The 15,329-nt window shown below is 71.7% G+C and carries 17 protein-coding genes; 5 read left to right on the forward strand and 12 right to left on the reverse strand.

Annotated features, from left to right (window positions below):
* Window positions 1-50: 50 nt before the first annotated feature.
* Window positions 51-692 carry an RNA polymerase sigma factor gene (locus AC3WXD_RS11725; protein ID WP_492323752.1) on the forward strand — a complete coding sequence of 214 codons (642 nt, stop codon included), beginning with the start codon at window positions 51-53 and terminating at the stop codon, window positions 690-692.
* Window positions 689-2,206 (forward strand): hypothetical protein, encoded by a 1,518-nt coding sequence (locus AC3WXD_RS11730; RefSeq protein ID WP_492323753.1) that lies wholly within the window; start codon window positions 689-691, stop codon window positions 2,204-2,206. The genes AC3WXD_RS11725 and AC3WXD_RS11730 overlap by 4 nt, the downstream gene beginning before the upstream one ends.
* A gap of 56 nt (window positions 2,207-2,262) precedes the next feature.
* Here AC3WXD_RS11730 and AC3WXD_RS11735 read toward each other — a convergent pair whose 3' ends face one another.
* Window positions 2,263-3,195 carry a LysR family transcriptional regulator gene (locus AC3WXD_RS11735; protein WP_020203670.1) on the reverse strand — a complete coding sequence of 311 codons (933 nt, stop codon included), beginning with the start codon at window positions 3,193-3,195 and terminating at the stop codon, window positions 2,263-2,265.
* A gap of 166 nt (window positions 3,196-3,361) precedes the next feature.
* On the opposite strand from AC3WXD_RS11735, the gene AC3WXD_RS11740 reads away from it, so the two are divergent.
* Complete coding sequence (locus AC3WXD_RS11740) at window positions 3,362-4,624, forward strand: acyl-CoA dehydrogenase family protein (protein ID WP_020203669.1); 1,263 nt, start codon at window positions 3,362-3,364, stop codon at window positions 4,622-4,624.
* 190 nt (window positions 4,625-4,814) lie between these two features.
* Window positions 4,815-5,507: a glutathione binding-like protein gene (locus AC3WXD_RS11745; protein ID WP_020203668.1), complete on the forward strand. Its 693-nt coding sequence runs from the start codon at window positions 4,815-4,817 to the stop codon at window positions 5,505-5,507.
* 31 nt (window positions 5,508-5,538) lie between these two features.
* Here the strand turns inward: AC3WXD_RS11745 and AC3WXD_RS11750 are convergent, their stop codons facing one another.
* Window positions 5,539-6,354 carry a hypothetical protein gene (locus AC3WXD_RS11750; RefSeq protein WP_492323754.1) on the reverse strand — a complete coding sequence of 272 codons (816 nt, stop codon included), beginning with the start codon at window positions 6,352-6,354 and terminating at the stop codon, window positions 5,539-5,541.
* 422 nt (window positions 6,355-6,776) lie between these two features.
* Between AC3WXD_RS11750 and AC3WXD_RS11755 the strand changes: the two genes are divergently transcribed.
* Window positions 6,777-7,163 carry a helix-turn-helix domain-containing protein gene (locus AC3WXD_RS11755; protein WP_020203666.1) on the forward strand — a complete coding sequence of 129 codons (387 nt, stop codon included), beginning with the start codon at window positions 6,777-6,779 and terminating at the stop codon, window positions 7,161-7,163.
* 28 nt (window positions 7,164-7,191) lie between these two features.
* Here AC3WXD_RS11755 and AC3WXD_RS11760 read toward each other — a convergent pair whose 3' ends face one another.
* The 10 genes from AC3WXD_RS11760 to urtE form a co-directional block, all read right to left on the reverse strand.
* Window positions 7,192-8,190 carry a threonine ammonia-lyase gene (locus AC3WXD_RS11760; RefSeq protein ID WP_020203665.1) on the reverse strand — a complete coding sequence of 333 codons (999 nt, stop codon included), beginning with the start codon at window positions 8,188-8,190 and terminating at the stop codon, window positions 7,192-7,194.
* A 310-nt stretch (window positions 8,191-8,500) separates the two neighbouring features.
* Window positions 8,501-9,130, reverse strand: a complete 630-nt coding sequence (ureG, locus tag AC3WXD_RS11765; protein ID WP_020203664.1) for an urease accessory protein UreG — start codon at window positions 9,128-9,130, stop codon at window positions 8,501-8,503.
* A gap of 34 nt (window positions 9,131-9,164) precedes the next feature.
* A complete protein-coding gene (locus AC3WXD_RS11770; protein ID WP_492323755.1) occupies window positions 9,165-9,857 on the reverse strand; it encodes an urease accessory protein UreF in 693 nt (230 codons plus the stop codon).
* A gap of 37 nt (window positions 9,858-9,894) precedes the next feature.
* Window positions 9,895-10,506 (reverse strand): urease accessory protein UreE, encoded by a 612-nt coding sequence (gene ureE / locus AC3WXD_RS11775; protein ID WP_492323756.1) that lies wholly within the window; start codon window positions 10,504-10,506, stop codon window positions 9,895-9,897.
* A gap of 20 nt (window positions 10,507-10,526) precedes the next feature.
* Window positions 10,527-12,245, reverse strand: a complete 1,719-nt coding sequence (gene ureC / locus AC3WXD_RS11780; RefSeq protein ID WP_492323757.1) for an urease subunit alpha — start codon at window positions 12,243-12,245, stop codon at window positions 10,527-10,529.
* The gene (locus AC3WXD_RS11785; RefSeq protein WP_020203659.1) at window positions 12,245-12,550 is read right to left on the reverse strand and encodes an urease subunit beta; all 306 of its coding nucleotides are present in this window, start codon (window positions 12,548-12,550) and stop codon (window positions 12,245-12,247) included. Before AC3WXD_RS11785 ends, ureC begins: the two co-directional genes overlap by 1 nt.
* Window positions 12,551-12,614: 64 nt before the next feature.
* Window positions 12,615-13,226 carry a HupE/UreJ family protein gene (locus AC3WXD_RS11790; protein ID WP_492323758.1) on the reverse strand — a complete coding sequence of 204 codons (612 nt, stop codon included), beginning with the start codon at window positions 13,224-13,226 and terminating at the stop codon, window positions 12,615-12,617.
* A gap of 60 nt (window positions 13,227-13,286) precedes the next feature.
* Window positions 13,287-13,589 carry an urease subunit gamma gene (locus AC3WXD_RS11795; RefSeq protein WP_020203657.1) on the reverse strand — a complete coding sequence of 101 codons (303 nt, stop codon included), beginning with the start codon at window positions 13,587-13,589 and terminating at the stop codon, window positions 13,287-13,289.
* Between the two features lie 52 nt (window positions 13,590-13,641).
* Window positions 13,642-14,517, reverse strand: a complete 876-nt coding sequence (locus AC3WXD_RS11800) for an urease accessory protein UreD (RefSeq protein WP_492323759.1) — start codon at window positions 14,515-14,517, stop codon at window positions 13,642-13,644.
* A 117-nt stretch (window positions 14,518-14,634) separates the two neighbouring features.
* The gene (urtE, locus tag AC3WXD_RS11805) at window positions 14,635-15,327 is read right to left on the reverse strand and encodes an urea ABC transporter ATP-binding subunit UrtE (protein ID WP_492323760.1); all 693 of its coding nucleotides are present in this window, start codon (window positions 15,325-15,327) and stop codon (window positions 14,635-14,637) included.
* Between the last annotated feature and the right edge of the window lie 2 nt (window positions 15,328-15,329).

Consider the following 15,329-nt stretch of genomic DNA (forward strand, 5'->3'; position numbering starts at 1 on the left):
CGCCGCGCGCGGCCCGCGACGATGCGCGGCGCTGTCATATACTGCCGCGCATGAATGCCTCCGCGCCCGACCGCATGCCCGCCAGCGCGCATGCCCCGCCAGCCCAGCCCGCCGCCGGCCTGTCCGCGCTGGCCGACACCGACCTCATGCTGCTGGTCGCCAACGGCCTGATCGAGCAGCCGGTGGCCGAGCTGTTCCGCCGCCACAACGCGGCGCTGTACAACTACGTGGCGTGGCTGTGCCAGGGCAACACGGGCGAGGCCGAGGACGTGACCCAGAAGACCTGGGTCAAGCTGATGACCCGCTGCGGCGACTACCAGCCCAGCGCGGCGCTGCGCACCTTCCTGTTCCAGATCGCGCGCAACACCTGGCTCGACACGCTGCGCGGCGCCTACGAGCGCCAGTGCGACACGCTCGGCGAAGACCACCTCGCGCTGCCCGCCGGCGACCTCAGCCCCGAGGCCGAGGCCGCGCTGCGGCAGAACCTGCAGGGCGTGCGGCAGGCGCTGATGGCGCTGCCGGCGGCGCAGCGCGAAGTGATCGTGCTGCGCTTCTTCAGCGAGATGAGCGTGGAGGAAATCGCGCAGACGCTGGGCGAGAAGTTCGAGACCGTCAGGAGCCGGCTGCGCTACGCCTTCGCGCGGCTGCGCGAGAGCCTGGCGGCGGTGGCGCCGCAGGAGCGCCAGCCATGAGCGCGGACGAACGCTTCATCGCCGGCGAGGACCGGCTCGCGGCGCTGCTGCGCGCGCTGCCGCCGTTCGCGCCGCCGCCCTCGCTGGAAACCGCGGTCATGGCCGCGGCGCGCGCCGCGCAGGCCGCGCGGCAGGCGCGCGCAGCCACGAACGCGAACACGAACGCAGCCGCTGGCGCAGCCAGCGCCGATGCCGATGCCGGCGCCACGTTCACCCCGTCCGCCGGCCTGCAGGCCGCCGTGATGGCGGAAGCCGCGCGCCTGCAAGCCGCGCAGGCCGGCCGCCGCGCGGCCGTGCTGGAAGAAGTGCGGCGCGGCGACAGCCCGCAGCGCGTGCTGGGCGCGCCGGTCGGCGCGGCGGCGCAGGCGTGGCTGCGCGAACAGGCCGAGGCGCAGCAGCAGCAGCAGGCGGCGCAGCAGGACACCGCGCCCGCCGCCGGCCAGCCCGCCGCGCCGCGCCGCGCGCGCCGCTGGTGGCCAGCGCTGGGCGTGCTGGCGGGCACGCTCGGCGTGGCCGCGCTGTCGCTGCAGATCGTGCTCCGGCAGATGGACGTGCGCGACGGCGCGCTGCTGCTGCCGGACACGCCCCACGCCACGCGCCAGGCAAGCGAGCCGCAGGCCACGCCCGCCAGCCCGGCCGCGCCAGCGCCAGCACAAACGCAGGCACAGACGCCGGAGCCCGCGCCGGCGACGAACGTCGCGGCCCCGCCGCCCGCCACCGCGCCGGCCGCGCCGCCCCATCCGGCGCCCGCGCAAGAGCCTGCCGCGGCGGCCAGGGCCCGTCCCGCGCAGGAAGCGCCAGCCACGCCGGCGCCGGATGGCGACGCGCGCAAGTCCGCATCACCCGCCACATCGCCTGCCACATCGCCCGCCGCAGCCGCCGCGCCGGCCGTCCCGGAAACGCGCGCGGATCGCGCCGGACCCGCCGCCGGCCCGGCCGCGGCGGATGCCGCATCGCCAACCGCGCCGCCGGCACCGGCCGCGGTTGCGCCGGCTGCGCCAGTCGCGCCAGTCGCTCCGGCCACGGCGCCGCTGCCGGTGCCGCCCGCTCCGCCGGCCCTGGCTCCGCGCATTGCCGCGCCCGCGCCGGCGGCGATCGCCCCGGTGCCGCAGCCCGCCGCCATCGCCCCGGTGCCGCCGGCCGCGTCCCCCGCGCCGGCGCCGGCCTTGCAGGGACATCGCTGGGCGCCGCGCGCGGCACCGTCGGACCAGGCCGTGCACTCGCTCGCGCAGCCCGCGCAAGCGGTGACGATGGGCCTGCGGCTGGAGCCGCAACTGGCGCTGGAGCGCCTGATTCCGGATGCGCCGGGCGCGGAGCAGGCCAGCGCCGCGCCGCTGGCCCTGCGCATCACGGCGGCGGCGCCGGACAGCCCAGCAGTCCGCGCCTGGGCCGCGCGCTTATGGCAGGCGGTGCCGGCGGCGCGCCGCCCGCCGCTGCCCTACGCGGTGCAGGCCGACAGCACGCTGCCGCCGGATACCGTGCGCATCGAGCGCATCGACGACGGCGCGCGCTGAACGGCGCGCGGGGAAAAGGCAGGCGGAAAAACAGGCAAGTGGAAAAAACGCGCGCCTCAGCCCGGCGCCGCCTCGCCCTGCCCGCCCAGCGCGGCGATCACCGCCAGCAACTGCTCGCGCAGCCAGCGGTTGGCGCCGTCGTTCTCGCCGCCGGCGTGCCAGTACAGGTGCAGTTCCAGCGACGGCACCTTGAACGGCAGCGACAGCAGCCGGTTGGCGTAGGGCTCGTTGGCGATGCGCGCGTAGCGCAGCGGCAGCGTGGCCAGCAGGTCGGTGCAGCTCACCACGCGGCAGGCCGCCGCGTAGTGCTGGCAGCGCAGGCGCACGCGGCGCGTCAGGCCCATGCGGTGCAGCGCCTGGTCTTCCAGCCCGGCGCCGCGCCGGCGCGACGACACATGCACGTGCTCGGCCGCCAGGTAGCGCTCCAGCGTCAGTTCCTTCTTGACCAGCGGATGGTCGCGGCGCGCCAGCACCACCATCGGGTCGGCCATGAACGGCGCGTGGTGGATGGCGGGCGAGACCGGCAGCAGGATGTCGATGGCGGCATCGAGCGTGCCGGCCAGCAGCTCGGACTCCATCTCGCGCCTATCGAAGCGGATCGCCGCGATCTCCACCTGCGGCGCCATCGCGGTCACGCGCGCCATCAGCGGCGGCAGCAGCGTGGATTCGAGCGCGTCGCGCATGCCGATGGTGAAGCGGCGCACGGTGGCGGCCGGGTCGAAGTGCGGCGTGTCCTGCAAGGTGCGCGCGAACGACTGCAGCGCGGCGCGCACCTCGGCGGCCAGCGAGCGCGCCAGCGGCGTGGGCGCCATGCCCTGCCCGCGCCGCTCGAACAGCGGGTCGTCGAACAGGGTGCGCAGGCGCCCCAGCGCGTGGCTCACCGCGGGCTGCGTCAGGTTGAGCTGGCGCGCGGCCGCGGTGATGCTGCCTTCGCTGTAGATGGCGTCGAAGACGACGAAGAGATTGAGGTCGATGCGGGAGAGCTGCATGGCGTCGATTCTGGCACGGAATGCACCCTATTGATACTGGCAAATCCAGAAAATTCATTTTTCTAATTATCTGGATTGCGGTAGAGTCCTCCCCAGTCGACGCAGACCGCGTCCGCCGGGGCCGGCAGCGGCTCCCGGGCTCTCATGCAGAGGTGGAGGAGACAACATGGAATTCGAGTACACCCCCAAGGTCAAGGAAATGCAGGCGCGCCTGCTGGCCTTCTTCGACAAGCACATCTATCCGAACGAGAAGCGCTTCTACGCGGAAATCCAGGCCAACCGCCAGGCCGGCAACGCCTGGGTCCCGACCAAGGTGATCGAGGAGCTCAAGCCGCTGGCGCGCGAGGCGGGCCTGTGGAACCTGTTCCTGCCGCATTCCAAGCGCGCGCCGGAAGGCCTGTCGAACCTCGAATACGCGCCGCTGTGCGAGATCATGGGCCGGGTGCCCTGGTCGGCCGAGGTGTTCAACTGCGCCGCGCCGGACACCGGCAACATGGAAACGCTGGAGCGCTACGCCTCCGAGTCGCTCAAGGACCGCTGGCTGGAGCCGCTGCTGCGCGGCGAGATCCGCTCGGCCTTCCTGATGACCGAGCCGGCCGTGGCCTCGTCGGACGCCACCAACATCAGTTGCAGCATCGAGCGCAACGGCGACGAATACGTGATCAACGGCACCAAGTGGTGGTCGTCGGGCGCGGGCGACCCGCGCTGCCAGGTCTACATCGTGATGGGCAAGACCAACCCGGACGCCGGGCGCCATGAGCAGCAGTCGATGATCGTGGTGCCGGCCGACACCCCGGGCATCACCATCAAGCGCTTCCTGCCGGTGTTCGGCTACGACGACGCGCCGCACGGCCACATGGAGATCGAGCTGAAGAACGTGCGCGTGCCGGCGGCCAACATCCTGCTCGGCGAAGGGCGCGGCTTCGAGATCGCCCAGGGCCGCCTCGGCCCGGGCCGCATCCACCACTGCATGCGCAGCATCGGCGTGGCCGAGCGCGCGCTCGAGCTGCTGTGCCAGCGCGCGCTCAAGCGCGTGGCCTTCGGCAAGCCGGTGGCGGCGCAGGGCGTGACGCGCGAGCGCATCGCCGAGGCCCGCTGCGACATCGAGATGGCGCGCCTGCTCACGCTCAAGGCCGCCTACATGATGGACACCGTGGGCAACAAGGTGGCCAAGGCCGAGATCGCCATGATCAAGGTGGTGGCGCCGAACATGGCCCTGAAGGTGATCGACTGGGCCATCCAGGTGCACGGCGCGGCCGGCGTCTCCGACGACTTCCCGCTGGCCTCGTGGTGGGCGCACCAGCGCACGCTGCGCCTGGCCGACGGCCCGGACGAGGTGCACCGCAACGCCATCGCCAAGCTGGAGCTGGCCAAGCACATGAACATCAACCCGGACGACATCTCCATGCCGGTCACGCGCGGCTTCTGAGCCCGCCGCCGCCGCGGCGGGGATGCATCCCTGCCGCCGGAATGGAAACGCGCAGCCTCGTCTGCGCGTTTTTTTCTTCTGTGCTTAAATCGCGCGGTCCGCCACCTCGGCGTTGAGGTGGCGGCCCAACCTCCACGCGGTCGCAGCAGGCACGGCGATCGCAGCGATCCTTCCCAGGAGCCCCTCCCCGATGATCGACGCCTATTCCTGGCCCACGCCCAACGGCCACAAGATCCACATCATGCTCGAGGAGTGCGGCCTCGAGTACAAGGTCCACGCCGTCAACATCGGCGCCGGCGACCAGTTCGAACCCGATTTCCTCAAGATCAGCCCGAACAACAAGATCCCCGCCATCGTCGACAGCGACGGCCCGGACGGCCAGCCCATCTCGCTGTTCGAGTCCGGCGCGATCCTGCTCTACCTCGCCGGCAAGACCGGCAAGTTCCTGCCCGAGGACGTGCGCGGCAAGTACGAGGCGCTGCAATGGCTGATGTTCCAGATGGGCGGCGTGGGCCCGATGCTGGGCCAGGCCCATCACTTCCGCATGTACGCGCCGGAAAAGATCGAGTACGCCATCAACCGCTACACCAACGAGGCGCGCCGCCTGTACGGCGTGATCGACAAGCGCCTGTCGGCGCATCCGTGGCTGGCCGGCGACATGTACACGGTGGCGGACATCGCCACCTTCCCGTGGCTGCGCAGCTGGCAGAACCAGGGCGTGGAGCTGGACGACTACCCGCACCTGAAGCGCTGGTTCAACGAGATCGCCGAGCGCCCCGCGGTCAAGCGCGGCGTGGAGGTGCTGGCCGGCGCGCGCAAGCCCATCCGCGACGACAAGGAACGGGAAGTCCTGTTCGGCGCCACGCAGTACCAGCGCCGCTGAAGCCCGCGGCGTCATTGCGCGCGCCGGCCGCTCAGTGCAGCGAGACCGCCTGCGCCGCGCCGCCCCCTGCGCCCTCCACGCCCGCCACGCCCGCGCAGGCCGGCTCGCGCCGCGGCGCCTGCAGGCAGCACAGCAGGCTGGCCACGGGATCGAGGGCATCGATGCGGTAGCCCTCCTCCGGGTCCGGCGCGAACACCATGCCGGGCTGCAGGTACGCCACCTGGCGCTCCACATGCGGCCACGGCGAATGCCATTGCAAGCGCAGCGTGCCTTCGTGGCACGCGGCCCAGTTCAGGCCGCCGGCGCGCAGCCGCTCGGCCCAGGCCGGCTCGCCCTCGGCAATCGTCACGAAGGCCGCGTTCAGGCGCGGCGGCGCATGCCCGCTGGCCGGCCCCGCCTGCGCATCGCCAGCCCCGCCCTGCATGCGCCAGCGCTCCGCCTGGCCCGCCGCGAACGCATCGAAGCTGCTGGTCAGCCCGGCGCCCACCAGCCCCACCGCCTGCGGGTCCAGCACCGCGCGCACCAGCACGCTGTCCTGCAGCGCCGCCAGCCGCAGGCGCTCGCCCTGGCGGATCGCATAGACGCTGCCGGCCGACAGCAGCACCGGCGCGCAGCCGGCCGGCGTCACCTTGACCGCCCCGCACAGGCAGGCCCACCACTCCGCCCGCGCGGCGGCGATGCCGGGCTGCATCGCGCCCTGCCGCAGGAAGACGTAGTCGCCGCTGCTGCCCAGGCCCGCGGCTTCCGGCACCACCCTGACCTGCAGGCCGACGCGCAGCGCCGAAGCCGCCGCGCCGGCCACGATTTCGCCGCGCACCTGCGCGTCGAACAAGGAAAACACACGCATGTCACCTCCTTTCCGCTGGATGGATGCCAGATGGACAAATGCCGCGCCTGCCCGGGGATCGGGTCCGCACGGCCGCGCCCGGCCCTGCCGGCGTTCCCCGCGGGCCAACCCGCCTCCGTATCAATCGGACAAGTTCCGGCGCGCCGGCCGCGGGCATCATGGCGATGCCGGACCGGGCACACGCGCGGCCGGCACTCCTGCCCCGGGCGCGCCCCGCCGGAGAGCCGGCACGCGGCGGAACGCCGCGCTCCGGCCTATTACATTCCTTTAACAGTTAGCCGCACTTGACGGAATTTTCCTAGCAGATTGCGGTATCTTTCCTGCCGTTCGCATCCGACACTCATAGTGAGACCTACTATAAGGCGTCGATACAAAGAGGTCAAACCCTTAACCTCGCTTCGTCCTTCTCCACGAATCGAGCCATGATCGGTGATCCTCTCAAGCTCTTCGGGCTGCACCTGGCGGAACTTCGCAGGCAGCGCGGCTGGTCGCAGGAAAAACTCGCGCTGGAAAGCGGCATGGCGCGTTCCTACCTCAGCGGCATCGAGCGCGGCGTGCGCAATGTCTCCCTCATCAACATCTGCGCGCTGTCCGGCACGCTCGGCGTCAACCCGGCCGAGATGCTGAACTTCGGCAGCGGCAAGGGCGACGGCGGCGCGCTGGTGCTCGAGCAGCGCTGCGCGGAGTTCAACATCACGCCGGCCCAGCGCGTGACCGTGCGCCACATGGCGCTGATGAACGACACCGAGCAGGATGCCATCGCCTCAGTGGCGCGCGTGATCGCGGCGCGGGCGCAGCAGCAGATGTGATGCGGCGGCGCGCCGGCCCCGATGCCCGTCAGGCCGCCAGCAGCTCGGCGAAGCGCGCCGCGTCGAGGTTGGCCCCGCACAGCACCAGCGCCACCTTGCGGCCTTCGAGCCGCTCGCGCAGCGGTCCCAGCAGGGCCGCGGTGGAAACCGCGGTGGCCGGCTCGGTCGCCAGCTTCATGTCGCGGTAGAGCATGCGCATGGCCTCGCGGATGGCCTCGTCCGAGACCCGCACCATGTCGTCGACGAAACGGCTGCACACGCCGAAGCTGTAGTCCATCGCATAGGGCGCGCCGAGGCTGTCGGCAATGGTGTCCACGCGCTCCAGCACCTGCGGGCGCCCCGCCTCGAAGCTGCGCGTCATGGCGTCGGCGCCGGCCGGCTCCGCGCCATAGACCTTGCAGGCCGGGTTGATCTGCTTGACCGCCGCGGCGATGCCCGCGCACAGGCCGCCGCCGCCCACCGGCACCACCACCGCCTCCAGCCCCGCCACCTGGCGCATCAGCTCCAGCCCCACCGTGCCCGTGCCCTGCGCGATCAGCGGGCCGTCGAACGGATGGACCACCGTGCGGCCTTCCTGCGCCGCCAGTTGCTGCGCGTGCGCGAAGGCGGCATGCACGTCGGGCAGCAGCAGCACCTGCGCGCCCCACTCGCGGCACGCCGCCACGCGCGCCGGGCTGGCGCCGGCCGGCATCACCAGCTTGGCGTCCACGCCCGCCACCCGGGCGGCATAGGCTACCGCCATCGCGTGGTTGCCGGCGCTCGCCGCCACCACGCCGCGCCGGCGCGCGCCGGCGTCGAGCCGCGCCATGCTGTTGAGCGCGCCGCGCAGCTTGAAGGTGCCGGTGATCTGGAACAGCTCCATCTTGAGCCACACTTCGGTGGCCGGGTCGAGCTGCCGCACGGCGCCGGTCTGCCAGCGCCACACGGGGGTTTCCAGCACGTTGCCGCGCAGGCGCTGCGCCGCGTCCTGGATCTCGGCCAGGACGGGATAGCTGGCGTGCGCGCGCAGCTCGGGAAGGTCGGACATCGGGATTCTCCATCGGATCGGAAGTCGCGCGCAGGCCGGGCGGCGTGCGCGGTCAAACGGACCACGGGCCACCGAGCACCAGCCAAAGCCGCAGCTCAGCGACCCCGGATAATTCGAATGATGGAGAAAGCGGAAGAGGAGAAGACGGCGGCAGGCACCGGGCATGCCCGCGCTGCGCCCATGCGTGCGGCGGCGTCACCGGAATCGGTGGCGTGGCACGGCAAGGAAGGGGCGAAGACGGCAGCGGGCATAGGCTGCAAAGTATGCCACAAGCGGCCGGCGGCGCAAATGCCGCCGGCGCGCGGCAAGCCTACACCGCCAGCAGGCCCTGGCGCTCGATGAACGCGATCACCTGCTCCAGCCCCTGCCCCGACTTCACGCTGCCCATCACGAACGGGCGCGCGCCGCGCATCTTGCGCGCGTCGCTCTCCATCACGTCGAGGTTGGCCCCGACGTAGGGCGCGAGGTCGGTCTTGTTGATCACCAGCAGGTCTGACTTGGTGATGCCGGGCCCGCCCTTGCGCGGGATCTTCTCGCCGCCGGCCACGTCGATCACGTAGATGGTCAGGTCCGACAATTCCGGGCTGAAGGTGGCCGCGAGATTGTCGCCGCCCGATTCGATGAAGACGATGTCGGCGTCGGGAAACTTCGCCAGCATGCGGTCGACCGCCTCGAGGTTGATCGAGGCGTCCTCGCGGATCGCGGTGTGCGGGCAGCCGCCGGTCTCCACGCCCATGATGCGCTCGGCCGGCAGCGCGCCCGAGATGGTCAGCAGGCGCTGGTCTTCCTTGGTGTAGATGTCGTTGGTGATGGCCACCAGGTCATAGCGCTCGCGCATGGCCTTGCACAGCATCTCCAGCAAGGTGGTCTTGCCGGAACCGACGGGGCCGCCCACGCCGACGCGCAGCGGGGGATTCTTCTTGGTACGGGCCTGGGTCATGATCGGGAATCGTATCTCGGTGAAGATGGGCCGCTCAGGAACGGAACAGCCGGGAATACTGGGTTTCGTGGCGGGCCGACAGCAGGCCCAGCATCGGCGAGAAGGTCGACAGCTCGGGCGGCTCGGCGTCGGCGCGGCGCGCCGCCTCGCCGACCGTCTCCGCCACCGCCGCGTGCAGCCGCCGCAGGATGTGCTGGCCGGCCACCTGCCCGAGCGGCACCGCCTTGAGCGCCGCGGCCACCTGGTTCTCGGCCCAGCTGAAGCAATAGGCCGCCAGCCCGTCGCGCTCGTCCACGCCGAGCGCCGCGCACGCCGCGGCGAAGGCCGTGGGCAGGCACACCGGCGACAGTGCCGCGAGCTGCGCGCGCAGCGCATTGTCGCCCCACTCCATCTGCGCGACCAGCCGCGCCAGCGACCAGCCCATCTGCCCGGTCTCCAGCCGCAGCTCCGCGCTCTCGCGCGTGGCGAGGAACCAGTCGTTCCACTGCGCCGCGCCGCCGGCATCGCCCGCGCGCCAGGCGCGGAACAGCAGCAGCCACACCGGCGCCTCGCACTGCGCCTGCACGTCGAGCAGGTTGCTGCGCACCCACTGCTCGGCGCTGTCGGCGTCGCGCACCAGACCGCAGTCGATGGCCGCCTCCAGGCCCTGCGAATAGCTGAAACCGCCGATCGGCAGCGCGGGCGAGGCCAGGTGCAGGAGGGAGAGCAGTTGGGAGAGCTGGGTCATGGGTGAATCGCCGGCGCGCTACATGCCGGGTGACCGCTCAATGCTTGTGCCCGCAATGTTCGTCATGCACGTGATGCTCATGATCGTGCGAGTGGTCATGCGAATGCCCATGATCGTGATCGTGATCGTGCCCATGATGCTCGTGGAACACCGCCTGCGCCGCCGCGTAGTCCTCGGCGAAGGTGGCGTCGTGGCCGTGCTTGTGGCCGCCGCCGTAGGCGCCCGCTTCCGGCTCGAACGGCAGTTCGGCGCGCTCGGCGCGCACGCCCAGGCGCGCGAGCATGTCGGCCAGCACGGGGTCGTATTCGAGGCGCAGGTAGTCGCGCCCGACTTCCACCGGCGTGTGGCGGTTGCCGAGGTGGTAGGCGGCGCGCATCAGCGCCTGCGGGTCGGCCGCGCCGACCTGCAGCACCGACTCCGCCGCGGACTGCACCTCGACGAACACGCCGCCTTCCGTGACCAGCAGGTCGCCGCCGCGCAGCACGGTGCCGCGCGGCAGGAACAGGGCGACTTCCTCGCCGTTGTCGAGCGTAGCGCGCAGGCGGCTCTTGCTGCGTTCGGCGAAGGGCAGCACCAGCTTGGGCGCGCGGCGCACCAGCACGGCGGCGATGCCGTGCGGGGCGCTCAGGTGTTTGTCGATCTTCTGCAAGGCGGGCTCGGGACGAAAACTCAGAACAGGAAATAGCGCTGCGCCATCGGCAGCACGGTGGCCGGCTCGCACATCAGCAACTGGCCGTCGGCGACAACCTGATAGGTCTCGGGATCGACCGTGACGTGCGGCTGCCAGTCATTGTGCACCATGTCGCGCTTGCCCACGGTGCGCGTGCCGCGCACCGCCGAGAGCATTTTCTCCAGCCCGTAGCGCGCGCCCACGCCGGCGGCCAGCGCGGCCTGCGAGACGAAGGTCAGCGACGACTTGTGCAGCGCGCGCCCGGCCGCGGCGAACATCGGGCGGTAGTGCACCGGCTGCGGCGTGGGGATCGACGCGTTGGGGTCGCCCATCGCCGCCGCGGCGATCATGCCGCCCTTGAGGATCAGGCTCGGCTTGACGCCGAAGAAGGCCGGCTTCCACAGCACCAGGTCGGCCCACTTGCCGACCTCGACCGAGCCCACTTCGTGGGCGATGCCGTGCGTGAGCGCGGGGTTGATGGTGTACTTGGCGATGTAGCGCTTGACGCGGAAGTTGTCGTGCCCGCCGCGCGCGTCGTTGGGGTCGCCGGGCAGCTTGCCGCGCTGCGCGGCCATCTTGTGCGCGGTCTGCCAGGTGCGGATGATGACCTCGCCCACGCGCCCCATCGCCTGCGAGTCGCTGGAGATCATCGAGAACGCGCCGAGGTCGTGCAGGATGTCCTCGGCGGCGATGGTCTCGCGGCGGATGCGGCTCTCGGCGAACGCGATGTCCTCGGCGATGGACGGGTCCAGGTGGTGGCACACCATCAGCATGTCGAGGTGCTCGTCGAGCGTGTTGACCGTGTAGGGCCGCGTCGGGTTGGTCGACGACGGCAGCACGTTGGCCTCGCCGCACACCTTGATGATGTCGGGCGCGTGGCCGCCGCCGGCGCCTTCGGTGTGGTACGTATGGATGGTGCGGCCCTTGAACGCCGCCACCGTGGCCTCGACGAAGCCGGCCTCGTTGAGCGTGTCGGTGTGGATCGCGACCTGGGTGTCGGTGGCGTCGGCCACGCCCAGGCAGGTGTCGATGGCCGCCGGCGTGGTGCCCCAGTCCTCGTGCAGCTTGAGGCCGATGGCGCCGGCCTCGACCTGCTCGGTGAGCGGCCCCGGCTGGCTGGCATTGCCCTTGCCGAGCAGGCCGATGTTCATCGGGTACGCCTCCACCGCCTGCAGCATGCGCTCCATGAACCACGGCCCCGGCGTCACCGTGGTGGCGAAGGTGCCGGTGGCCGGCCCGGTGCCGCCGCCGATCATGGTGGTGACGCCGCTCATCAGCGCCTCTTCGATCTGCTGCGGGCAGATGAAGTGGATGTGGCTGTCGATGCCGCCGGCGGTGACGATCATGCCCTCGCCCGCGATCACCTCGGTGCCGGGCCCGACCACGATGGTCACGCCGGGCTGGATGTCCGGGTTGCCGGCCTTGCCGATGGATGCGATGCGCCCGTCCTTGAGGCCGATGTCGGCCTTGACGATGCCCCAGTGGTCGACGATCAGCGCGTTGGTGATGACGGTGTCGACGCAGTCCTTCGCCATGCGCTGGCTCTGGCCCATGCCGTCGCGGATCACCTTGCCGCCGCCGAACTTCACTTCCTCGCCGTAGATGGTGAAGTCCTTCTCGACTTCGATCACCAGCCCGGTGTCGGCCAGCCGCAGGCGGTCGCCGGTGGTGGGGCCGAACATCTCGGCATAGGCCTGCCTGGAGATTTTCACGCTCATCACAGCGCTCCCATGATCTTGGCGTTGAAGCCGTAGACGATGCGCGCGCCGGCCAGCGCCACCAGCTCGACCGTGCGGCTCTGGCCCGGCTCGAAGCGCACCGCGGTGCCGGCGGCGATGTTCAGGCGGAAGCCGCGCGCGGCCTCGCGGTCGAAGTCGAGCGCGGCATTGGTCTCGTAGAAATGGAAGTGCGAGCCGACCTGCACCGGCCGGTCGCCGGTGTTGGCCACCGTCACGCTGACCGTCTGGCGGCCCGCGTTGAGTTCGATCTCGCCCTCGGCGGGCATCAGTTCACCGGGAATCATGTCGGGTTCCTTGTCGACGTTTCCAACGCGATGCGAAAGCGGCGCAGGGCCGCATCGAGCCACATCAGGCCACCATCAGGCCGACGCCGTACAGCGCCACGCCCGCGCCGGCCACGCGCGCCAGCCAGCCGGCGTGGCGGCGCAGCGCCTGGCCCAGGCCGATGCCGCTCAGGTGCAGCATCATGGTCGCCACGGTGAAGCCGCCCACGTAGGCGGCCGCGGCCGGCAGCGCGCCCGCCGCGGTGGGCAGCTCGGCGCCGTGCGCGTAGCCGTGGAACACGGCGAAGCCGCCGACGATGGCCATGCCGGCCCACGCCGGCAGATTGGCGCGCAGCGCCACCAGCAGGCCGATCACCAGCAGCGAGGCGGCGATCATCGGCTCCACCAGCGGCAGCGCCGCCCCCGCCAGCCCGAGCGCGGCGCCGGCCAGCATCAGCGCGACGAACACGAACGGCATGCGCAGCGCCTCGCGCGGCGAGCGCGCGCCCAGCGCGCTCCACACGCCCACGCCGGTCATCGCCAGCAGGTGGTCCATGCCGGTGAACGGATGCAGCAGGCCGGCCCACAGGCTGGCGCCGACGGTGGCGGCATCGTGGCCGGGATGAGCGATGGCGGCGGCGCTGGCCAGCGCCAGGGAGGCGCCGACGATGGCGCGCGCGCGGGTGGAACGGTTCATGTCTTGATGCCTCGTGTTTTCTTGTTGGACAGGATGCGGCAGGGTTCGGCGTGGCTCGCCTCAGACGATCGGGTGATGCACCGTGACCAGCTTGGTGCCGTCCGGGAAGGTGGCTTCGACCTGGATCTCGGGGATCAGCTCGGCCACGCCGTCCATCACGTCCTCGCGCGTCAGCACGGTGGTGCCTTCGTGCATCAGCTCGGCCACGGTGCGGCCGTCGCGTGCGCCTTCCATGATGGCGGCGGTGATGAGCGCCACCGCTTCCGGGTAGTTGAGCTTGAGCCCGCGCGCGCGGCGGCGCTCGGCCAGCAGCGCGGCGGTGAAGATCAGCAGCTTGTCTTTCTCTCGCGGAGTCAGTTCCATCTCGGCATTCCCGTTGTTTCGTTGTTGTCCGTGCCGGCGCCGCGCCGGGCCCTCATGTCGCCCACAGGCGCAGCGGCCGCGCCGGCACGCCGTGGATGGGCTCGCGCAGCGCGCTCCACGCCCGCACCATCAGCGCGCGCACGTCTTCCATGCTCGCGCCCAGCACGCGCAGCAGCAGCATGGCGTGGCCGTCCTGCTCGAGGCGCGTCACGCCGGCGCGCAGGTCGGCGCGGTACGGCAGCGTTTCCGCCAGCGCCTCGGCCAGCGCCGGCGTGGCGCCCTCGCCCACCGCCCACAGCGTGGCCATGACGTTGAGCCCGTCCAGCCCGGCCGGCGCGCGGCGCAGCGCCGAGCCGGCGTCGAGCCGCGCGCTTTCGAGCCACAGCGCGCGCCGGCTGCCCGCCAGCGCGATGCGCGTGTCCATGCGCAGCGTGCCGCGCGCCCAGGTCTCGCCGCTGGCCTGGCGCCCCAGCACCACGGCATCCCAGCCGATCGCGCTGGCGCCGGGCGCCAGCGTCAGCGTGGTGGACAGGCACGCATGCGCGTCGTCGAACACGATGTTCTCCTGCGGCAGCCAGTCCAGCCGCGCGCCCGCATCCAGTTCTAGCGTGACGCGCTGCGTCGCCGCGCGGCCGAGCGACTTGTACCACTTGGTCGCGCCCGGCGTGGCGATCACGGCATGCGCGCCGGCACCCGCCGCCAGCGCGATCTCCAGGCTGTCGCCGCCGGCGATGCCGGCGGGCGGATGCAGGATCACCGCGTGGCAGATGCCGCCTTCGGGATAGAGCGGCTTCTGCACCAGCAGCGGGCCGCGGTGGCGCCGCTCGACCAGCGCGGTGCGTTCGCCGCGCGCGGCGAACGCCAGGCGCAGGCTGGCCTCCCATGCGGGCGGCACGGCAACGGTCGAAGGAAAATCCGGATGACGCATGGGAACCTGGAAAGCGGGCGCCGGCGGCGCGGCGCGCGTGATGCGGGCATCATAGCGCGCGGCCCGGCCGGCTGGAAGTGGTATCGCGGCGGCGCAGCGCGCAGCTTGCCGCCCGCCTCACACCGCGATCAACTCCCGCACGCCGTCCTCTTCCATGCGCGCGCCCTCGCCCTTCGCCACCACCTCGCCGCGGCTCATCACCACGTAGTGGTCGGCCAGGTGGCGCGCGAATTCGTAGTACTGCTCCACCAGCAGCACGGTCATGCCGAACTCGTCCACCAGCAGCCGCAGCGCGCGGCCGATGTCCTGGATGATGGACGGCTGGATGCCTTCGGTGGGCTCGTCCAGGATCAGCAGTTCCGGCTCGCTCATCAGCGCGCGGCCGATCGCCAGTTGCTGCTGCTGCCCGCCGGAAAGGTCGCCGCCGCGGCGCGCGCGCATGCTGCGCAGCACCGGGAACAGCTGGTAGATGCGGTCGGGCACGCCGCTCGGGCGCTTGAGGCTGGCCGCGCCGATCAGCAGGTTCTCTTCCACGGTCAGGCGCGGGAAGATCTCGCGGCCCTGCGGCACGTAGGCCAGCCCGGCGGCCACGCGCTCGTAGGGCGGCTTCTTCTCCAGCGCGTGCCCGGCCCAGCTGATGCTGCCGCTCGTGGTCGGCACCACGCCCATCAGGCATTTGAGCAGCGTGCTCTTGCCCACGCCGTTGCGGCCCAGCAGCGTGGTCAGCTTGCCCTGCGGCACCTCGAAACTGACGTTGCGCAGGATGTGGCTGCCGCCGTAGAACTGGTTCAGTGCGTTGACCTGCAGCATGG

It is taken from the genome of Cupriavidus sp. FW216-B1, from assembly GCF_058789195.1.